Origin of the sequence: Streptomyces aurantiogriseus (assembly GCF_014649375.1) — a bacterium.
Classification (GTDB): Bacteria; Actinomycetota; Actinomycetes; order Streptomycetales; family Streptomycetaceae; genus Streptomyces; species Streptomyces aurantiogriseus.
Genome location: NZ_BMSX01000021.1, coordinates 100016 through 120469, shown reverse-complemented (window position 1 = coordinate 120469; position 20454 = coordinate 100016). Strand labels below are relative to the sequence as shown.

General features: G+C 71.4%; 18 protein-coding genes and 1 tRNA gene. 7 read left to right on the top strand and 12 right to left on the bottom strand.

Going from position 1 to position 20454, the window contains the following annotated elements:
* The first annotated feature begins 38 nt into the window (after window positions 1-38).
* Together IE263_RS35755 and IE263_RS35750 are read left to right on the top strand one after the other, a co-directional pair.
* Window positions 39-1019, top strand: coding sequence for a zinc-binding dehydrogenase (locus IE263_RS35755; RefSeq protein ID WP_189942213.1), 981 nt, complete (start codon window positions 39-41; stop codon window positions 1017-1019).
* Window positions 1020-1084: 65 nt separating this feature from the next.
* Complete coding sequence (locus tag IE263_RS35750; RefSeq protein WP_268256091.1) at window positions 1085-2572, top strand: MFS transporter; 1488 nt, start codon at window positions 1085-1087, stop codon at window positions 2570-2572.
* Between the two features lie 15 nt (window positions 2573-2587).
* On the opposite strand, the gene IE263_RS35745 is transcribed toward IE263_RS35750, so the two are convergent.
* A complete protein-coding gene (locus IE263_RS35745) occupies window positions 2588-3994 on the bottom strand; it encodes an NAD(P)/FAD-dependent oxidoreductase (RefSeq protein ID WP_189942212.1) in 1407 nt (468 codons plus the stop codon).
* Window positions 3995-4206: 212 nt separating this feature from the next.
* Here IE263_RS35745 and IE263_RS35740 point away from each other — a divergent pair, with 212 nt between their 5' ends.
* Window positions 4207-5112 (top strand): aminoglycoside phosphotransferase family protein, encoded by a 906-nt coding sequence (locus tag IE263_RS35740; protein ID WP_229911349.1) that lies wholly within the window; start codon window positions 4207-4209, stop codon window positions 5110-5112.
* Between the two features lies 1 nt (window position 5113).
* Here IE263_RS35740 and IE263_RS35735 read toward each other — a convergent pair whose 3' ends face one another.
* The 4 genes from IE263_RS35735 to IE263_RS35720 form a co-directional block, all read right to left on the bottom strand.
* Complete coding sequence (locus IE263_RS35735) at window positions 5114-6238, bottom strand: ferritin-like domain-containing protein (RefSeq protein ID WP_189942210.1); 1125 nt, start codon at window positions 6236-6238, stop codon at window positions 5114-5116.
* Window positions 6235-8226 (bottom strand): GMC family oxidoreductase, encoded by a 1992-nt coding sequence (locus IE263_RS35730; RefSeq protein ID WP_189942209.1) that lies wholly within the window; start codon window positions 8224-8226, stop codon window positions 6235-6237. The genes IE263_RS35735 and IE263_RS35730 overlap by 4 nt, the downstream gene beginning before the upstream one ends.
* A 15-nt stretch (window positions 8227-8241) precedes the next feature.
* Window positions 8242-8736, bottom strand: a complete 495-nt coding sequence (locus IE263_RS35725) for a hypothetical protein (protein ID WP_189942208.1) — start codon at window positions 8734-8736, stop codon at window positions 8242-8244.
* Window positions 8737-8975: 239 nt separating this feature from the next.
* Window positions 8976-9049: transfer RNA gene (locus IE263_RS35720), tRNA-Thr, on the bottom strand.
* Window positions 9050-9255: 206 nt separating this feature from the next.
* On the opposite strand from IE263_RS35720, the gene IE263_RS35715 reads away from it, so the two are divergent.
* From IE263_RS35715 to IE263_RS35705, 3 genes are all read left to right on the top strand, one after another.
* A complete protein-coding gene (locus IE263_RS35715; protein ID WP_189942207.1) occupies window positions 9256-10344 on the top strand; it encodes an ABC transporter ATP-binding protein in 1089 nt (362 codons plus the stop codon).
* Window positions 10345-10531: 187 nt separating this feature from the next.
* Window positions 10532-11002 carry a hypothetical protein gene (locus tag IE263_RS35710; RefSeq protein ID WP_373312188.1) on the top strand — a complete coding sequence of 157 codons (471 nt, stop codon included), beginning with the start codon at window positions 10532-10534 and terminating at the stop codon, window positions 11000-11002.
* Window positions 11003-11068: 66 nt separating this feature from the next.
* Window positions 11069-11800, top strand: a complete 732-nt coding sequence (locus IE263_RS35705; RefSeq protein WP_189942206.1) for a nucleotidyltransferase family protein — start codon at window positions 11069-11071, stop codon at window positions 11798-11800.
* A gap of 137 nt (window positions 11801-11937) precedes the next feature.
* Here the strand turns inward: IE263_RS35705 and IE263_RS35700 are convergent, their stop codons facing one another.
* The 6 genes from IE263_RS35700 to IE263_RS35675 form a co-directional block, all read right to left on the bottom strand.
* A complete protein-coding gene (locus IE263_RS35700) occupies window positions 11938-13644 on the bottom strand; it encodes a DoxX family protein (protein ID WP_189942205.1) in 1707 nt (568 codons plus the stop codon).
* Between the two features lie 129 nt (window positions 13645-13773).
* Window positions 13774-14715, bottom strand: coding sequence for a 23S rRNA (guanosine(2251)-2'-O)-methyltransferase RlmB (gene rlmB / locus IE263_RS35695; RefSeq protein WP_189942204.1), 942 nt, complete (start codon window positions 14713-14715; stop codon window positions 13774-13776).
* 92 nt (window positions 14716-14807) lie between these two features.
* Window positions 14808-16208 (bottom strand): cysteine--tRNA ligase, encoded by a 1401-nt coding sequence (cysS, locus tag IE263_RS35690; RefSeq protein ID WP_189942203.1) that lies wholly within the window; start codon window positions 16206-16208, stop codon window positions 14808-14810.
* Between the two features lie 127 nt (window positions 16209-16335).
* On the bottom strand, window positions 16336-16833 hold the full coding sequence (gene ispF, locus IE263_RS35685) for a 2-C-methyl-D-erythritol 2,4-cyclodiphosphate synthase (protein ID WP_189942202.1): 498 nt from the start codon (window positions 16831-16833) through the stop codon (window positions 16336-16338).
* Window positions 16823-17575 carry a 2-C-methyl-D-erythritol 4-phosphate cytidylyltransferase gene (ispD, locus tag IE263_RS35680; protein ID WP_189942201.1) on the bottom strand — a complete coding sequence of 251 codons (753 nt, stop codon included), beginning with the start codon at window positions 17573-17575 and terminating at the stop codon, window positions 16823-16825. Before ispD ends, ispF begins: the two co-directional genes overlap by 11 nt.
* Window positions 17576-17855: 280 nt before the next feature.
* Window positions 17856-18338 (bottom strand): CarD family transcriptional regulator, encoded by a 483-nt coding sequence (locus IE263_RS35675; RefSeq protein ID WP_003953493.1) that lies wholly within the window; start codon window positions 18336-18338, stop codon window positions 17856-17858.
* Window positions 18339-18992: 654 nt separating this feature from the next.
* Between IE263_RS35675 and IE263_RS35670 the strand changes: the two genes are divergently transcribed.
* A complete protein-coding gene (locus IE263_RS35670; protein ID WP_189942200.1) occupies window positions 18993-19661 on the top strand; it encodes a copper chaperone PCu(A)C domain-containing protein in 669 nt (222 codons plus the stop codon).
* Between the two features lie 118 nt (window positions 19662-19779).
* On the opposite strand, the gene phoP is transcribed toward IE263_RS35670, so the two are convergent.
* Window positions 19780-20451, bottom strand: coding sequence for a two-component system response regulator PhoP (gene phoP / locus IE263_RS35665; RefSeq protein WP_466214042.1), 672 nt, complete (start codon window positions 20449-20451; stop codon window positions 19780-19782).
* Between the last annotated feature and the right edge of the window lie 3 nt (window positions 20452-20454).

Sequence of the window (20454 nt, the reverse complement as noted above, 5' to 3'; positions counted from 1 at the left end):
TCACTGAAGCCACGGGACACACCATGGGGGGACCCGCCATGCACGCCATCCGCCTGCACGCCTTCGGCCCGGCCGAGAACCTCACCTACGAGGAGGTCGAGGACCCGCGGCCCGCCCCGGGGCAGGTCCGTATCGCCGTCGAGGCCGCCGGAGTGCACCTGCTGGACACCGCCCTGCGCGAGGGCATGCAGGGCCCGCTGCCCGAGCTGCCCGTCCTGCCGACCGTTCCCGGCCGCGAGGTCGCGGGCGTCGTCGAGTCCCTCGGCGAGGGCGTCGACGAGGCATGGCTCGGCAAGCGGGTCGTCGTCCACCTCGGTTTCGCCCCGGGCGGCTACGCCGAACTGGCCGTCGCCGACGTCGCCCGCCTCCACGAGATCCCGCCGAACCTCGACGCCGCCCAGGCCGTCGCCATGATCGGCACGGGCCGTACGACGATGGGGATCGTGCAGTTCGCCGAGCCGGGCCCCGACTCCGTGGTGCTCGTCCCGGCCGCCGCGGGCGGCATCGGCACCCTCCTCGTGCAGTACGCCAAGAACGCGGGCGCCACCGTCATCGGCCTGGCGGGCGGCCCGGAGAAGGTCGCGCGCGTGCGGGCGAGCGGCGCCGACCTCGCCGTCGACTACAAGGAGCCGTCCTGGCCGGAGAAGGTCCGCGCCCATCTCGGTGGCCGGCCGGCCACCGTCGTCTTCGACGGCGTCGGCGGCGATGTGGCCCGCGAGACCACCGCCCTGCTCGGCCCCGGCGGCAGACACATCGTCTTCGGCTGGTCGGGCGAGGGCCTGCACGACGGCAAGGCCTACCTCGTCGAGGGAGTCTCCGAGCAGGTCCTGGGCCCGGTGATGATGCGGAAGGCGGGCGGCGACAACCCCATTCGCACGCTGGAGGTGCGCGCCCTCGGCGAGGCCGCCGCCGGCCGCCTCACCCCGGCCGTGCAGCGCTTCCCGCTGGCCGAGGCGGCCGCCGCCCACCGGGCGCTGGAGACACGCCGGACGATCGGCAAGGTGGTCCTGGAGCCCTGACGGAGCGTGACCGGGCGTGCGCGAGCCGGGATGCAGGGCCACCCGTTCCATGGTCTTCTGGCCGGGTGAGCGACACGCGGGCAGAGGAACCTCCGGCGGGACCCGACCCCCGCCGGTGGTGGAGCCTTGCCTTCATCGCTCTCGCCCAGCTCATGGTCGTCCTCGACTCGACGATCGTGAACATCGCGCTGCCCTCCGCGCAGCGCGACCTGGGCATGTCCGACGGCAACCGCCAGTGGGTGATCACGGCCTACTCGCTGGCGTTCGGCGGCCTGCTCCTGCTCGGCGGCCGGATCGCCGACCTGGTGGGCCACAAACGCACCGTCGTCATCGGCCTGATCGGCTTCACCGCCGCCTCCGCGTTCGGCGGCGCGGCGACCACCTCGGGCATGCTGTTCGCCGCCCGCGCCCTCCAGGGTGTCTTCGCCGCCGTCCTGGCCCCGTCCGCGCTCAGCCTGCTGACCACGACCTTCACCGACCCCGGGGAACGCCACCGAGCGTTCGGGATCTTCGGCACGCTCGCCGCCAGCGGCGCCGCGATCGGCTTCGTCGTCGGCGGACTGGTCAGCGAGTACCTGAGCTGGCGCTGGTGCCTGTACGTCAACGTGCCCATCGGGATCATCGGCGTGCTCGGCGCCCTCGCCTTCCTGCACGACGGCCCCGGCCGCGAGGGCGCCCGCCTCGACGTGCCCGGCGTCCTGCTGGGCTGCGGCGGCGTGGTCCTGATCGTCTACGGCTGCAGCGAGGCCGAGCCGCGCGGCTGGACCGACCCGCTGGTGACGGCCGTGTTCGCGGCCGGGATCGCGCTCCTCACGGTGTTCGTGTGGTGGCAGAAGAAGGCACCGGTGCCGCTGCTGCCCCTGCACATCCTCCAGGACCGCAACCGCCTCGGCTGCTTCCTGACCATGGCCCTGTCGGTCATCGGCATGTTCGGCATGTTCCTGTTCATGACCTACTACCTCCAGGTCGTCCTCGGCTACTCCCCCCTGCGGACGGGCATCGCCTTCCTCCCGCTGACCGCCTCGATCTTCATCGGCTCCAACCAGATCTCGGCCCGCCTGCTGCCCCGCCTCCCGCCCCGCGCGCTGATGGCCCCCGGCATGCTCCTCGCGGCCACCGGCATGCTGATCCTCACCCGGATGACGGTCCACAGCGCGTACGCCACCGAGATCTTCCCCGCCCTGATCCTGATGGGCCTCGGGATGGGCCTGACCTTCATGCCGGTCTTCTCCACGGCGACCGCCGGAGTCGCCCCGCAGGACGCCGGTGTCACCTCGGCCACCGTCAACACCTCCCAGCAGGTGGGCGGCTCGATCGGCACGGCCCTGCTCAACACGATCGCCACCACCACCGGCACCGCCTACATCACCACCCACCTCACCGACCCCGCCCACCGCGCACGGATCACCGCGGAGGGCATGGTGCACGGCTACACGGTCGCCATCGGCTGGGCCGCCGCCATCATGCTCCTGGCGGGCCTGTCCGCGGCCCTGCTGGTCACGGCCAAGCCGACCCGCCACGGCACCGCGGCCGTGTCGGAGTACGTCGCGTGAGAGGGAGAACGGGCCTCAGTGCCGCCCGGCCACCCGATCCGCCACCCGCGCCAGCCGCGACGATCCCGCGCTGTGCCGGACGGCCTCCCGCCGGTCCGCCGCGCGGTAGGTCGCGTACATGCCCTGCACCCCCAGCCAGCGCAGCGGCTCCGGCTCCCACTTGCGGACCTTGTGCCCGACCCACGGCAGATCCGTCAGTTCGGTGCGGCCGCCCTGGCCGGAGTCGAGCTGCACCAGGTCACGCAGGGTGCGGCCGGCGAGGTTGGTGGTGGCGACGCCGGAGCCGACGTAACCGCCCGCCCAGCCCAGGCCGGTGGACCGGTCCAGGGTGACCGTCGCACACCAGTCCCGGGGCACGCCCAACACCCCCGACCAGGCGTGTTCGATCCGCACCCCGGCGAGCGCCGGGAAGAAGTCCACCAGGATCTCCCGCAGCGCCTCGACGGTCTCCTCCTGCGTCCGCCCGTCGTGGTCGGTCCGCGACCCGAAGCGGTACGGCACCCCGCGCCCGCCCAGCGCGATCCGCCCGTCGGCCGTGCGCTGCGCGTACATGTACGCGTGGGCCATGTCGCCCAGCGTTTCCCGGCCGTCCCAGCCAACCGCCTCCCACTGCTGCGCGCTCAGCGGCTCGGTGGCGATCATCGAGGAGTTCATCGGCAGCCAGGTCCGCTTCTGGCCCTTCAACGACGCCGTGAAACCCTCCGTGCAGCGCAGCACGTACGACGCCCGCACGGTCCCGTACGGCGTGACGGCGTGCCGGGGCCGGATCTCGGTCACCGGCGTCGACTCGTGGATGACGACGCCGAGCGCCTCGACGGCCGCCGCCAGCCCCTTCACCAGCTTCACCGGGTGCACTCGCGCCCCGTGCGGCGTCCACGTCGAGCCGACCGCGCCCGCGATCCGGATCCGCACGGCGGTCTCCCGGGCCCCGTACAGCTCGCGGTCCTTCTCCCCGTACACCAGCTCGTGCGCGTGGAAGTCCTTCAGCCGGGCCAACTGGGCAGGCGTACGGGCGACTTCGAGGACCCCGCCCTTGTGGATGTCGGCTTCGATGCCCTCGGCCTCGGTCACCCGCACGACCTCGTCGACCGTCTCGTTCATCGCCCGCTGGAGCCGTACGGCGGCTTCGTGGCCGTGCACTGTGGCGTACCGGTCGCGGCCCGCGATGCCGTTGTAGAGCCAGCCGCCGTTGCGCCCGGAGGCGCCGTATCCGCAGAACCTCTGCTCCAGGACGGTGATCCGCAGGAAGGGCGCCGCTTTCTTCAGGTAGTACGCGGTCCACAGGCCCGTGTAGCCGCCGCCGACGATCACGACGTCCGCGGAGGCGTCACCGGCGAGCGGCTCCCGCACCGCCGGGAGGCCGTCGTCCGCGTACCAGAAGGAGATCCCACCGTTGACGACACCGCTAGCCCAGCTGCCCATGGCCGGACGTTAACCTGCCCCGGCGGCCACTGTCTCCTTCGGATCCCGTCGTTGTGCACACCCTCTGACCAGCGGGTAACAGCCCAGCCCGAGCAGCACGGACACGAAAGCCGGCGCTCGGCCCGCGTGCCCGGCCACACGCAGGTGCCGGGGGCGCTGCGGACGTACGCCCGCACCGCGCGCGGGCCCGGGTAAATCGCATGAGCCGATTCATGCCCGCCGGTATCGTCCCCGGCGTGATCGACATTCCGGGCGGGCTGGCGGCGGCGCAGGTGCGGGCCAACGGCGAGGCGGGGCGGGCGTTCATCGCCGCGCTGCCGGGGCTGGCGGCGGAGTTCCTGCAGCGCTGGGAGCTGCGGATCGACGGGCCCTCGATGCACGGCGTGACCGCGCTCGTCCTGCCGGTCACCGCCGCGGACGGGACCCGGGCCGTACTGAAACTGCAGCTCCTGGACGAGGAGAGCGCGGGTGAGCCGGTCGCCCTGCAGACCTGGGACGGCGACCGTGCCGTACGACTGCTGCGGCACGACGAGGCGACGGGCACGATGCTCCTGGAACGCCTCGATCCGGCCCGCATGCTCTCCCACGTCCCCGACACCCATGAGGCGGTCCTGGTCATCGCCCGGCTGCTGGCCCGTCTGACGGCCGTCCCGGCCCCGCCGGGCCTGCGGCGGCTCGACGACATCGCGCAGGCCATGCTCGACGACACCCCCCGGGCGCTGGAGCGCATCGCGGACCCGGCCGACCGCCGGCTGATCGACGACTGCGCGGCCGCCGTCCGTGAGGTGGCGGGCGAGAGCGGCGACCGGCTCCTGCACTGGGACCTGCACGACGAGAACGTCCTCGCCGCCGACCGCGCCCCCTGGCTCGCCATCGATCCCAAGCCGCTCGCCGGCGACCCCGGCTTCGAGCTCTGGCCCGCGCTGAACAACCGCTTCGACCTGGACGACGTCGACTGGCGCTTCGACGCGATGACCGAGGTGCTGGGGCTGGACCGGGAGCGCGCCCGCGCCTGGACGCTCGGCCGGGTGCTGCAGAACGCCCTGTGGGAGATCGAGGACGGCGACCCGCCGCCGGCGGACGACCTGGCGATCGCCCGCCGCCTGCGGAACCGCTGACCTACCGGCTCTGCTCCCTCAGCTCCACCGCCTGCCGGGCCTGCTTCTCCCGGTCGCCGAGCGGCAGGTAGGAGAAGCGGGGGCACAGCGTGTGCGCCGGGTCCGCCGGGATCCGCGTACGCATCAGGGCGACGGCCCTGCTGCGCAGCTCGTGCATGGCGTGGACGGCCCGCGGCAGCGCCTGCGGCTCGCCCGAGAACGCGCGGTAGAGGCCGTCGACGAGCCCGGAGTACGCCAGGTCGAACTCGATCAGCGCGGCGCCCTCCGGTCCGTCCGCCCTGTCGCCGTTGCGCGGCACGTACAGCGCCGGGTGGACGGCGCCGTAGTCCACCAGCAGCAGGGCGCCCTCGGGGTCCTCGTTGGCCAACTGGCCGGTGCGGAAGCGGCGGCCGGTCTGCAGCTCGCGGAAGCGGGCGTAGTGGGAGTACATCTGCCAGCCGGAGCGGAGCCTGTCCTCGGTGGTGACCTTCTTGGCCTCGTGCTCCAGGTGCTCCGGGGGCAGCCCCTCGCCCTCGTCCACGATCGTCCGGACCGCCTGCAGCGCGGAGGCGCGGTCGCGTACCTCGACGACATGGCCGGCGCCGCCGTAGTACTGGGTGTCCGGCACCTGGTTGCGGTGCTGGAAGGCCGAGTCGGGACAGATCGCGGGGTCCTTCAGGGCCAGGGTGATCGCCCCGTAGAACTCGCCGATGGTGCGGTAGCCGCACGCCCCGGCCGCGATCTCGGCGACGTCGGCCGCACCGTGCAGCGGGTGCTCGATCCGGACGAAGCCGTCCACGGCCTGCGGGGAGAACGGCAGCAGCCTGAGCGTGCCGATGCCGGAGATCAGGGGGCTGTCCAGCGGGTAGCCGGGGACCGGGACGAGCCCCTCGTGGCCCTGGAAGGTGACGGGCTCGACGCTCGGCACCTCGCTCAGGGCGTTGAGGACGTTCGCCGCGAGTGTCATGTGGAGCATCTCCTCCATGACCACGCTGCGGATCGTCTGCGCCGCGTCGGTGTTGCGGCCCTCCTCGATGGAGTAGAGGGCGGTCAGGTAGACGGGGATGGTGCTGAGCTCCACGCCGATGGCCAGCTGCAGGGCGGCCTTGAGGTCCGTGAGCGTGGAGATCGGGGTGGGCTGGGTCACCGGCCCGCTCCCTTCAGGTCCTGGGCGATCCGGTCGCCGGTGCGGATGGCCAGCGCGGTCATGGTGAGCGTCGGATTGGAGGTGCCCAGCGTGGGCATGCTGCCGCAGCCGACGATGTAGAGGTTGTCCAGGTCGTGGCTGTGCTGGTGGCTGTCGACGACGGAGGACCTCGGGTCGTCGCCCATCCGGTGCGTGCCGACGACATGGCCCGCGCCGCGCACCCAGTACGTCATGCCGTCGTACTCCACGGCCGAGGCGTCGTGCGGGTCGTAGTGCGTGTAGTCGCCGGGCTCGTAGACCGGGCGCCGCTGTGTCTCGTCGATGCCGAGCCGCCGGAACAGCTGCTTGCTCGCCTCCGCCGCCCAGGGCAAGGACGCGCGCACGTACTCGGAGAGGTCGTAGTGGAGGACCGGGCGGTGCTTGCCCAGTGCGTCCCGGTAGCGGTCGTCCACGGTGACCCGGTTGGTGGACTGCGGGTCCTGTTCCAGCTCCCAGGCGATCCGGAACTGCCGGGGCAGGATCTCGCCGAGCCTCCTGCGCAGGTCCTTGCCGTAGAGCCGCGCCCTGCCGTCCCGGCCGCCGCCGACCAGGTCGTGGACGGTGTCGTACGGGGCGTTCTCCGGGAAGTTCCAGCCCCAGTTGCCGATCTCGACGCGGAAGGCGGTGCGTTCCTTGCGGAAGGGGCCGTCGCGGAAGACGGGGATGCCGGAGGTGGACCCCGGGCCGCGGAAGGCGCCGACGTTCTCCTGGAGCAGGCCCCAGGTGAGCAGCAGCGGATGGTCCATGAGGTTGCGGCCGACCTGGTCGCTGTTGTTGGCGGCGCCCGAGGCGAGCAGCAGGGTGGCGTTCTCGATGGCGTTGGCGGCGAGGACGTACGTCCCGGCGGTCACCCTGTGCTCCGTCGGCGGGTTGCCGTCGTCGTAGTACGTCTTGTACCGCAGCCCGGTGACCGTCCCGGTCTCGCCCGGCTTCTGGGTGTGCAGCACCTCCATGACGACGGACTGGCTGCGTACGGCGACCCGGGCCCTGACCTGCTCCCCCTGCACCGGCTCGCGGTCGGGGTAGCGGACGATCAGCTCGTACAGGGTCTTCAGCGCGCTGTACTTGGCCTGGGCGGGGCAGATCGGGATGCAGCTGGAGTTGCCCTCGCAGCGCTGCCCCCGGTCGGCGTTGCCGACGGCGCCGACGACCTCGTACGTCGGTGTGGTCGGGGTGGAGTTGCGGGCGGACGGGGTGTTGCTGATCCGGACCGTGAAGTCGTGGACGGTGCCGTCCCTGCCCGTCAGACTGATCGTCATGCCGTCGGCCAGCTTGGCCAGGTACTGGTCGAGGTAGCTGGACGGGATGCGCTCCATGGGGAAGCTGTAGCCCCCGCCGGGGAACCGCACGGTGTCGGCGGCCTTGAAGAACTCCGCGGGGTGGTCGACGAAGCCGGGGTAGTACTGGTCGTCGACGTTCGCCGCGACCCCGATGATGTCCCACTCGGCCCGCTCGTAGTACGGCTTCAGCTCCTCGTAGGTCAGCGGCCAGTCGACGCCCCGTCGGTAGGTCGAGTACATCCGGAAGTCGTGGGGCAGCATCCGCAGACAGGTGCCCAGCCAGTGCAGGGTGGTGCCGCCGAGGGAACGGGCGTAGTCGCTGCCGAAGGGCAGCGGGCCCATCTGGACGAAGTACCCCTGGTCGGCGGGCGTCTTGGTCTGCCTGCCCTCCATGACCGGCCGGCGGATGTCCAGCACATCCGGCTGCGGCGCCGAACTGCTCGCCGGGTAGGGCGAGTTGGGGACCTTGATCAGCGCCTCCTGGTAGGCCTCCACATAGGTGTCGTACTTGTCGGCGCTCATCGCCGTGGCCCGGCCGGCCTCCAGGATCAGGATGCGCGGATGCCGGGCCGGGTACTCGGCCGCGGCCTTCTCGACGACCGTCTTGGCGACGGTGGCCGCGGCGATGCCCCCGCCGACGATCACCAGGTCGAAGTGCTCGTTGCTCATGGCGCTTCCTCGGGCTCAGAGGGTCGGGGGCAGGTAGGGGGGTTCGGCCCACGAGCCGAAGCCGGGCGGCTTGGCCCCCATCGGGTGGGCGCCGGCGGCGGCCCAGACGAGCCCCTCGCGGTAGCCCTGGGCGGACACGACGTGCTCGACGTCGTCCGCGGTCGAGCCACTGACGTCGCGGTACCTGCCGGAGAGCGGGTACCAGCTGCCCAGGTACCAGAGCTTGATCAGGCTGACGACGACCGGCCCGAAGCGCGGGCTGTCGATCAGCTCCGCTTCCAGGGCCTCGTTGCCGTGGTGCCTCCGGTCCGTCTCCAGTGCCTCGGCGGCGGCCCGCAGCAACTGCCCGGCCTCCCGCTCGCCGATGATCCGCAGCAGGGTGTCGTAGTACGTGTCGACCAGGCCGGTGCCGGCCAGCTCGGCCCGGTCGAAGCCGGTGAGGGCGGCGGAGAGATCGGTGAAGATCTGCTGGGGCGTGGGGGGTGAGGTCGGTGAGGTCCCATTGGGCATACGAGTGCTCCCGTGCGGTAGGCGGCAGGCGGCAGGCGAAAGTAAGCAGGCGCCACGACATGCGTGAACGCGCCGCACGGCGAGGCCGGCGCAAGCCCCGGGCACTTCACCCGGCCGGAGCAGGGAGCGCGGACGGCAAACCCGCCGTCCGGGCGGAGTCCGGCGAACAGCCGACCGGAAAACAGAACCGCCCGCCGCACAGACGAGCGACGGGCGGAAACCCGGAAGGGAAGAGGAAGAGCCCCCTGTCGGATTCGAACCGACGACCTACGCATTACAAGTGCGTTGCTCTGGCCATCTGAGCTAAGGAGGCCTGCACACAGGTGCCCGTGCAGTGTACCCAGCTCGCGGGGATGCTCTGTCGAAAATTTCCGCGAAGTTCACATGCCCCCGGGTACTGACAGATCAGGCGAACGCCAGGTACCGTCCTGAGCCAGTTCACTCGCGTGGACTACACCAACCACCTTCCTACAACGGATCGTCCGGCACGTTCCTGCCGGTAGAAGGGGGCCCATCACCATGGCCACTGTCACGTTCGACAAGGCGACCCGGATCTACCCGGGTTCCACCAAGCCCGCCGTCGACGCACTCGACATCGAGATCGAGGACGGCGAGTTCCTCGTCCTGGTCGGCCCGTCGGGTTGTGGAAAGTCCACCTCGCTCCGGATGCTCGCGGGGCTCGAGGACGTCAACGCGGGCGCCATCCGCATCGGTGACCGCGACGTCACGCACCTGCCGCCGAAGGACCGGGACATCGCCATGGTGTTCCAGAACTACGCGCTGTACCCGCACATGACGGTCGCCGACAACATGGGCTTCGCGCTCAAGATCGCCGGCGTCAACAAGGCGGAGATCCGGCAGAAGGTCGAGGAGGCCGCGAAGATCCTCGACCTCACCGAGTACCTGGACCGCAAGCCGAAGGCGCTCTCCGGCGGCCAGCGCCAGCGTGTCGCGATGGGCCGCGCCATCGTGCGTGAGCCGCAGGTCTTCCTCATGGACGAGCCGCTGTCCAACCTCGACGCCAAGCTCCGTGTGTCGACGCGTACGCAGATCGCCTCGCTCCAGCGCCGCCTGGGCATCACCACCGTCTACGTCACCCACGACCAGGTCGAGGCCCTGACGATGGGCGACCGCGTGGCGGTCCTCAAGGACGGCCTGCTCCAGCAGGTCGACACCCCGCGCAACATGTACGACCGTCCCGCGAACCTCTTCGTGGCCGGCTTCATCGGCTCCCCGGCGATGAACCTCGTCGAGGTGCCGATCGCCGACGGCGGCGTGAAGTTCGGCAACTCGGTCGTGCCGGTCCAGCGCGACGCGATCTCCGCCGCCACCGACAAGACGGTCACCGTCGGCGTCCGCCCCGAGCACTTCGACGTGGCCGGCGCCGACTCCGACCAGGGTGTCGCGGTCACCGTGAACGTCGTCGAGGAGCTCGGCTCCGACGCCTTCGTCTACGGCACCGCCAAGGTCGGCGGCGAGACGAAGGACCTCGTGGTCCGCGTCGGCGGCCGTGACGTCCCGGAGAAGGGCAGCACGCTGCACGTCGTCCCGCGCGCGGGCGAGACCCACGTGTTCTCGACCTCGACGGGCGAGCGTCTCTCCGACTGATCGCCTCATGGACGAGAAGGGCCCCGCAGACTGCTGCGGGGCCCTTCTCGCTGTGGCCGAATACCCCGGCACACCGGGCATTTCGAGCCGCGGGCGTCAACCCCCTACCCAAAAAGGGGCACTCCTTCATCCCCCGACCGGGTGACTAAATGTCGCCAAATCATTACCGCGCGCTACCCTCACACGCGTGAAGCACTCCGTGAAGAACTCCAGCACCGCACAGGCGCGACGCGGCCGGGGCCCCGCCCGGCGAATCGGCCGCTCCCTCGCCCTCGTCCTGCCCGTCGTCATGGTGCTCTCGGGGACCCTCGCGGTCACCCGGGTCAACTGGACGGGGAACCCCTCCTCCGACTCGGTGCTCACCGCCGCCGACGTCTCCACCGCGCACCGCACCTCGCAGGGCGCCGCCCGGGCCCCGCAGGACGTCCTGCGCGACCAGCTGCTGGCCGAACTCCAGGAGAAGGACCCGGGCGTCGCCCTCACCCATCTCCAAGCCGCGGTGAACGGCAAGCCGTCCCTGGCCAAGCACTGCGCCTCCATCGCCCGCGCCCTGGGCCGCGCCGCCGTCCGCGCCTACGGCCCCTCCCGCGCCCAGTCCTACGCCCGCCCCGTCTGCGACACCGCCTTCGCCTCGGGCGTCCTGGCCGCGCACAGCTGAGCCCGTGCGGCTCCCCCCGTCGGGGGAGCCGCACGGCCGGGAAAAGGCGCCGCGTACAGTGCGCTCATGACCCATCCGCACGCCGCGTCCCGCCCCACGCAAGCCGTCATCCTGGCCGGTGGCCAGGGGTCCCGGCTGCGCCCCTACACCGACGACCGGCCCAAGCCGATGGTCGAGATCCCCGGGACGGGGACGCCGATCATCGGCCACCAGCTGGGCTGGCTCGCCGAGGAGGGCGTGACGGACGTCGTGGTCTCCTGCGGTCACCTCGCCGACGTCCTGCAGCACTGGCTGGACTCCGCGGACCTCCCCCTGAAGGTCATCACGGTCGTCGAGACCGAACCCCTGGGCCGCGGCGGCGGCCTCAAGTACGCCGCCGCCCGTCTCCCCCACCCCGACCGGCCCTGGTACGCCACCAACGGCGACATCTGGACCCGCTTCTCGCTGCGCGACATGGCGGACTTCCACACCGAGCGCGACGCCGTCGCGACCCTCGCGCTGGCGCGTCCGCGCATTCCGTGGGGCGCCGTGAAGACCGACGGCTTCGGCCACATCACGGACTTCATCGAGGCCCCGCCCACGACGTACGAGATCAACGCGGGCGTCTACGTCTTCTCCCCCGAGTTCGCCGGCCTGCTCCCCGAGCGCGGGGACCACGAACGCACCACGTTCCCGCACCTGGCCCGCGAGCGCCGGCTGGCCGGCTTCCCGATCCCGCAGGGCGCGTACTGGCGCGCCATCGACACGGCGAAGGACCTCACGGAGGCGGCGAAGGAACTGGCGGCACTGGGTCGCTGACAGTTGCGCGGCAAGAGGCCGTCGTGAAGGTGCGGGCCGTCTGTGGCCGGTCGCGCCCACGCGGCGGAGCCGCATAGCGAACGGCCCCGCACCCCTTTGGGGCACGGGGAACCGTACGCCTTGAATCAGCCCGTCGGCTAACCCAGCAGTCCACCCACCAGGCCCGGCTGGCCCGAAGAGGACGAACCGCCGTCGGAGCCGCCGCTCGTGGAACCGCCGGAGGTCGTTGCGCCGCCGGAGCTGGGGCCGGAGCTGGTGCTGGGCGCCTGCTCGTCGACCGGGAACGACTCCTCGGGCGGGGCCTCGCCGACGGTGCCCTGGGTCTGGCTGGGCACGCCGGCGGTGGCGCTCTCGGTGTCCCGGGTGGCACCCGGAGCGCTCTCCTCGTCCTGCGTCGGGGCCTGAGACGTGGCGCCCTGGGTGGGCGAGGTGGACGCGGACGGCTGCTTGCCGGGCCGGTGCCTGTCGGACTCCTCGGGCAGCGGCGAGCCGGGCAGCTCGTTGCGCGGGGCCTCGCCCGGGCCGGGCACGACGACCCGGTCGGCGTCGCGGACGGCACCGCCGAGCAGCGAGCCGACGAGCAGGGTGAGTCCGACGACGATCGCGGTGACGAGGGCGCCGCGGCGCAGGACGTACCGGCGCAGCTCCCACAGGTCGGCGCGCGGGCCGAGCCGGCGCCAGGCACCGGCGGCGAGACGGCCGTCGATGGAGTAGACGGGGGCGCCCGCGATGATCAGTGGCGACCAGGCGGCGAGGTAGATGATGTCCGGGGTCTGGTAGACCGGGACGGTCTTCCAGCTGACGGTGACGAGGAGCGCCGCGGAGAGCGTCGCGCCGCCGAACGCGGCGATCCGCTGCCAGCAGCCCAGGATCGTGAGGACGCCCACGAAGACCTGGAGGAAGGCGATGACGAGCCCGGAGCCGACCGGGTGGTGCAGGGCGAACTGGCGCAGCGGCTCGGCGACTTCCCAGGGGTGCAGGGTGTTGAGCCACTTCACCATGGAGCCGCGCTCGCCGCCGTCGAAGTAGACGGGGTCGCACAGCTTGCCCATGCCGGCGTAGACGGAGATGGAGCCGAGGAGGACGCGCAGCGGCAGCAGGACCACGCCGAGGTTCATACGGCGGCCCGGGTAGTAGGCGTGCCGGGCGGGGTCGTCGCCGTGGCGCCTGCCGTGCGGGGTGGTCTCCGCGGCGACGGCTTCGCCGAACTCCTCGAACGGGGCGTCGTCGTAGGAGGGTTGGTCGTAGCCCGGCTGCGCGTAGGCCGGTTCGTCGTAGGCGCTGCCGACGGTGCGCATGTTCGGCAGGATCCGTTGCTCGCCGGCGACGGGGGTGCGCGGGGAACCGACGACGGGCGTTTCGAGGGTCTGCGCGGTGAGGTCACCGTCGTAGCCCTCGTAGCCGTCGTAGTCGTCGTCGGTCCCGATGCGGGGGATGACCTGGGTGGCTCCGGCGTCGGCGGTCGGCGCGTCGCCGTGGCCGACGCTGCCCGCCCGCACGGCCTGGAGCAGGCGGTGGGCGCCGGTGTCGTCCGGCGCGGACCTGCCGCTCCAGACGACGGGCCGACGACGGGCCGCGGCGGCGGTATCGGCCGCGCCCGCTCTGTTCGCCGCCGCGACGACGGGGATGCGCGCGGTGTCCTGGGTGGCGCTCAAGTGCCGGGCGATCCGCGGGGATTGGATCCGCTGTGCCGACGCGCCCAACTGCACGCGGAAGCTCGCGTGAGTGACGATGATCTGCGCCGGATCGCTCGGCACCTTCACCATGCTCAGCGCGGGAGCGTCGTCGAATCCCGACGAGCGGTCCCCCGTGGGTGTGCGGGGTGTTCTGGTGTCCACACTCATCTAACCGAGCGACGTGTGGTTAGGACACTGCCTTGACCCGCCGGATCTGTCCGGACTCCGTCAAGGTTGCCCCACCCGCCGGAATCAACCCGCCCGGGTGAGGCAACGGACGGTTGTCCGCCCGTGTGTTCAGCCCCGCCGCCGAGCCGCCTCATACAAGACGATCCCCGCCGCCACACCAGCGTTGAGCGACTCCGCCCCACCCGGCATCGGAATCCGCACCCGGAAGTCGCACGTCTCGCCGACCAGCCGCGACAGTCCCTTGCCCTCGCTGCCCACGACGATGACGACCGGGCCCTCCAGGGCCTCCAACTCGCCGATCTCCGCCTCGCCGTCGGCGGCCAGGCCGACGACCGCGATGCCGGCCTTCTTGTAGGCCTCCAGGGCGCGGGTGAGGTTGGTGGCGCGGGCGACCGGGGTGCGGGCGGCCGTGCCCGCGGAGGTCTTCCAGGCGCCGGCGGTCATACCGGCCGCGCGGCGCTCGGGGACGACGACGCCGTGGCCGCCGAAGGCGGAGACCGAGCGGACGACGGCACCGAGGTTGCGCGGGTCGGTCACACCGTCCAGCGCGACGATCAGCGGGTCGGCGCCCTCGTCGTGAGCGGCGTCGACGAGGTCCTCGGGGTGGGCGTACTCGTACGGCGGGACCTGCAGGACGAGGCCCTGGTGGTTCAGGCCGTTCGTCATGCGGTCCAGCTCGGGGCGCGGGGCCTCCATGAGGTTGATGCCGCCGCGCTCGGCCACGAGCTGCAGCGCCTCGCGCACCCGCTCGTCGTTGTCGATGAACTGCTGGACGTACAGCGTGGACGCGGGGACGCCCTCGCGCAGCGCCTCGACGACCGGGTTGCGGCCGACGACCAGCTCGGAGGTCGACTTGCCGCCGCCCCGCCGGGCTTGCGGACGGCCCTGCGCACGGCGCGACTTCGCCGCCGCGGCCCGCTGCTTGGCGTGCCCCTTGCGCATCTCGGCGGGCGGGGTCGGCCCCTTGCCCTCCAGACCCCGGCGCCGCTGGCCGCCACTGCCGACCTGCGCGCCCTTCTTGCCGGACATGCGACGGTTGTTGGCTGCCATGACCTACCTGTTTCCGTTGAGCTGTCGTACGTGCGTCTTATGCAGTGTGCCGCCCGGAGAGCCGGGCGGCACAGTCGATCAAGAAAGCGGGACTACCGCGGACCGAGCGTCCAGCGCGGACCCTGCGGGCTGTCCTCGATGGTGAGCCCCGACTGGTTGAGCTGGTCGCGGATGGCGTCCGCGGTCGCCCAGTCCTTGCGGGCGCGCGCCGACTCCCGCTGGTCGAGGACGAGTCGTACGAGGCTGTCGACGACGCCGTGCAGATCGTCGCCCCGGTCGGCCTCGCCGGCCCAGTGCGGGTCGAGGGGGTCGAGACCGAGAACGCCGAGCATGGCACGAACCTCGGCGAGGCGGGCCACGGCGGCTTCCTTGTCGTCGGCGGCCAGCGCGGAGTTGCCCTGCCGGACGGTGGTGTGCACGACGGCGAGCGCCTGCGGGACGCCCAGGTCGTCGTCCATCGCCTCGGCGAAGGCCGGCGGCACCTCGGCGGCCGGCTCGACCACTCCCCCGGCCTTCTCGACGACGCGCTGTACGAAGCCCTCGATCCGCGCGAACGCCGACTCGGCCTCGCGCAGCGACTCCTCGCTGTACTCGATCATCGAGCGGTAGTGGGGCGTACCGAGGTAGTAGCGCAGGACGATGGGCCGCCACTGCTTGACCATCTCGGAGACGAGGACGCTGTTGCCCAGCGACTTCGACATCTTCTCGCCGCTCATGGTGACCCAGGCGTTGTGCACCCAGTACTGCGCGAACTCGTCGCCGAAGGCCTTTGCCTGGGCGATCTCGTTCTCGTGGTGCGGGAAGATCAGGTCGAGGCCGCCGCCGTGGATGTCGAAGGCGCTGCCCAGGTACTTGTGGGCCATCGCCGAGCACTCCAGGTGCCAGCCGGGCCGGCCCCGGCCCCACGGCGTCTCCCAGCTCGGCTCGCCCGGCTTGGCCGCCTTCCACATCGCGAAGTCGCGCGAGTCCCGCTTGCCGGTCTCGCCCTCACCCGACGGCTGGAGCAGGTTGTCCAGCTCCTGGTTGGACAGCTGGAGGTACTCCGGGAAGGAGCGCACGTCGAAGTAGACGTTGCCGTCGGCCTCGTAGGCGTGGCCGCGCTCGATGAGCCCGCGCATCATCTCGATCATCTCGGGGACGTGCCCGGTGGCCCGCGGCTCGTAGGTGGGCGGGAGGCAACCGAGGGCCTGGTAGCCGTCGTTGAACGCCCGCTCGTTCTCGTACCCGATGGACCACCAGGGGCGGCCCTGGTCGTGGGACTTGGTGATGATCTTGTCGTCGATGTCGGTGACATTGCGGATGAACGTGACGTCGTAGCCTCGGTGGACGAACCAGCGGCGCATGATGTCGAAGTTCAGACCCGACCGGATGTGCCCGATATGGGGGGCCGCCTGCACGGTGGCGCCACACAGGTAGATCGAGACACAGCCCGGCGTGAGCGGGATGAAGTCACGAATCTGCCGGGCGCTGGTGTCGTACAGGCGAATAGTCACCACTCCAGGGTAGTGGGCGTGGAGCAATGCCCCGCGCCCTTCCACCCAAGGGCCACACATTCGTGACGATCGGCCGCGGCGCCCGATCCGGGTGCGTGCGGGTGCGGTGCGGCGCCCGGTCGGACCGTCACGCCCCTGTCCGCACCACCAGTGCCGTGGCCACCGCCATCAGCCCCTCGTCGCGGCCCGGGAAACCGAGCCCGTCCGTCGTCGCGCCGGAGACGGAGACCGGCGCTCCCGCCGCCTCCGACAGGATCTTCTGCGCCTCGTCGCGCCGCTTGCCGATCTTCGGGCGCGGGCCCACCACCTGTACGGCGATGTTGCCGATGGTGAAGCCGGCCTCGCGGACGATACGGGCGGCCTCCGTCAGCAGCGTCACGCCGGACGCGCCGGACCACTCGGGGCGGCCGGTGCCGAAGTGCTGGCCCAGGTCACCGAGGCCGGCGGCGGAGAAGAGGGCGTTGCAGGCGGCGTGGGCGACGACGTCCGCGTCGGAGTGGCCGGCCAGGCCGGGGCCCTCTCCCTCCCACTTCAGGCCCGCGCACCACAACTCACGGCCCTCCTCGAAGGCGTGGATGTCGGTGCCGATGCCGACCTGCGGGAGCAGGGGAAGGTCAGAAGCCATCGTTGAGCCTCCTGCGGGCCAGGACCGCCTCCGCGAGGACCAGATCGAGGGGGCGGGTGACCTTGAAGGCCTCCTCGTGGCCGGGGACGACCACGACGGTCACGCCGAGCTGCTCGACCATGCCGGCGTCGTCGGTGACGTCGTCGGTCACCGTCTCGTGGGCGCGGATCAGCGTGGCGCGGTCGAAGCCCTGGGGGGTCTGGACGGCGCGGAGCCGGGCGCGCTCGGGAGTGGCGAGGACCGGCTCGGGCTCGCCCTGGGTCGCGGCCGGCTCCACCTCCTTGACGGTGTCGGCGAGCGGCAGCGCCGGGACGACGGCCGGGGCGCCCTCGCGGACCGCCTCGATCACGGCGTCGACGGTGTCGACGGGCACCAGCGGCCGGGCGGCGTCGTGGACGAGGACGATGTCGTAGCCGGGCGGCAGCGCGTCCAGGCCGAGCCTGACGGACTCCTGGCGGCTCTCGCCGCCGGGGACGAGGAGGAAGTCGGTGCGCTCGGGCAGCGCGTGCGCGTCGAGCAGCGACTTGACCTCGGCGGTGCCGTCCGGCGGGGCCACGACGACCACCAGGGAGACGGCGCGGGAGGCGGCGAGGGCGCGCACCGCGTGGATCAGCATGGGGGTCCCGCCCAGCGTGCGGAGCGCTTTGGGGGCGCCCGGGCCGAGGCGTACACCCCGACCGGCGGCCGGGATCACCGCGGCCGTGCGGGTGGGGGCGGGTGCGGGAAGCGAATCGTCAGACATCGGTTCCTGTCAGGTTTGTGTGCGCGGCCATCGTGGGTACGGAGACAGCGTGCCGGGCGCGACGCCTTGACCGGACCCTTCCGTGACGCGCCGGTCGAGCCAGCTGCCCGGGCCCGGCACGCCAAGGACGGGGGAATGTCCCCCGGGCAACACGCTTACGGCGTCTGAGCGCGAACATGCCGCAGCGCCCGGCGACAGGAAATACGTCATCGGGCACCGCGGCATTTCTTTTAGTCAGCACAGCACTGTGCTGGCGGACTGAGGCCGGCTTGCGTCGGCGTCAGGACGCGAGGACCTCGTCGAGGAGCGCCTCGGCCTTGTCCTCGTTGGTGTTCTCCGCGAGGGCGAGCTCGCTCACCAGGATCTGGCGGGCCTTGGCGAGCATGCGCTTCTCGCCGGCGGAGAGTCCGCGCTCGCGCTCACGACGCCACAGGTCACGCACGACTTCCGCAACCTTGATGACGTCACCGGAGGCGAGCTTCTCCAGATTTGCCTTGTAACGACGCGACCAGTTCGTGGGCTCCTCGGCGTACGGTGCGCGCAGCACCTCGAAGACCCGGTCCAGTCCGTCCTGACCGACCACATCACGCACGCCGACGAACTCCGCATTGTCCGCTGGCACACGTACCGTCAGGTCACCCTGGGCGACCTTCAGCACCAAGTAGGTCTTGTCCACGCCTTTGATCTGGCGAGTTTCGATGGCCTCGATCAGCGCGGCCCCGTGATGGGGATAGACCACGGTGTCGCCAACCTTGAACGTCATGTGACAGGTACCCCTTCCGTGGCTATCCAGGGTAACACGGATACGGCGTCTTCTGAATGGCGTTTTCGCAGGTCAGGGCATATCTCGGGGCTTGACAACAGCGACAGGAACGTGCTTCGGACCGGTCGCGGAAGCAGGTATTCGCAGGTCGGAGCGGCTCTTCACGGGGCCTGAAACGTGGCCGTCACACACTTCCGGAGTCCCGTCCGAACGGCCGAACGTCCCGATATGTCTGGTTCCAGACGTGCGACTTCCGCTACTCCGTTCGGTGTCCTGAGTCGCATCCGGGCCGTTTCCGGAATTGATCACACCGGCCGTCGAACAGCCGGTGATCAATTCCCCGGACGGCCGCGCATTCCTTCACGGAAAATCCGTGCGCCCCCGTGAGCGGCCCTTATGTGAATGCAGGACTACGTCCCGGTGATCAGCAGACGCCAAAGTGACCCCTGGGTCGCTTGTGAGTGGGTGCGGTGACCCCAGTGATCAGAGGGGCGAGGGCCCAGGTGGCGGCGCCCGAGGGGGCCCGGGAGGGCGCTAGAGGCGGGTCGGGTGCGGTGGCGTGGGAACGGCTCGGTAACCTGAAGCCGCTGACAGACACTTAGGGCGGCTTTATTGAGGAGAGCTGCCCCTGCGTTCCAAGGAGTTGCCGCCGCCGTGAGCAGCAGCCTTCGACGCGGCGCCCTCGCCGCCTCCGCCCTCGCGTTCTCGATCGCCACGCTCGCCGCCTGCGGCGCCGGCAACGACGCCCAGACGCTGGAGATCAAGCCGGACAACGCTGCCACCAGCGTCGGCGACATCAAGCTGCAGAACGTCGTCATCATCACCCAGCCCGACCTGGAGTCGACGGGTCCGGCCGTGGTCTCCGCGACCGTCTTCAACGCCGGCGACAAGGCGCAGACGCTGGAGTCGATCTCCGTGGACGGCGCGGGCGAGACCGCCGAGCTCTCTCCCGCCGGAGGCAAGGGCAAGCTGACCATCCCGGCCGGCGGCTCGGTCGTCATCGGCGGCGAGAACAACGCCTCCGCCGTTCTGCCCAGCGGCCGTGAGGCGCTCCAGGACGGCAACGCCCAGAAGATCACCTTCACCTTCAGCAAGACCGGCGAGGTCAGCCTGAGCGCCTTCGTCGTCCCCGCCGAGAGCTACTTCACCAAGTGGGGCCCGAGCGACATCCCGAGCGCCCCGGCGGAGTCCCCGGCCGCGAGCGAGTCGGCCTCCGGGACGCCGGGCCACGAGGGTGCCGAGGGCGAGGGCACGACCGGCTCGGCCTCCCCTTCGGACTCGGCCTCCGCGAGCGCCTCGGAGTCGGAGGCGGCGGGCCACTGAGCCTCGTACGGCTCATGGACCTCGTACGTACGACGAAGGGCGGGACCCCTGCGGGGGTGCCGCCCTTCGTCGTAGGTATCAGTCGTAGGTATCAGTTCGTCGTAGGTAGCAGTCGTGTTTACGGCTCGAACTTGTAGCCCAGGCCCCGAACGGTCACCAGGTACCGAGGCGCCCCCGGGTCCGGCTCGATCTTGGCGCGCAGGCGCTTGACGTGGACGTCGAGGGTCTTGGTGTCGCCGACGTAGTCGGCGCCCCAGACGCGGTCGATGAGCTGCATGCGGGTCAGGACGCGGCCGGCGTTGCGGAGGAGCATCTCCAGGAGGTCGAACTCCTTCAGGGGGAGGTCGACCTTGGAGCCGGAGACCGTCACCACGTGGCGGTCGACGTCCATGCGGACCGGGCCCGCCTCCAGGGCCGCCGGGGCGACCTCCTCCGGCTCGCCGCGGCGGCGCAGGACGGCGCGGATGCGGGCGACCAGCTCGCGCGAGGAGAACGGCTTGGTGACGTAGTCGTCGGCTCCTATTTCCAGGCCGACGACCTTGTCGATCTCGCTGTCCTTGGCGGTCACCATGATGACGGGGACGTTGGAGCGGCCGCGCAGCTGGCGGCACACCTCGGTGCCCGGCAGGCCGGGCAGCATCAGGTCGAGGAGGACGAGGTCGGCGCCGTTGCGCTCGAACTCGTCGAGTCCGTCGGGCCCGGTGGTCGCGACGGCGACCTCGAAGCCCTCCTTGCGGAGCATGTACGACAGGGCGTCGGAGAAGGACTCCTCGTCCTCGACGACGAGCACTCG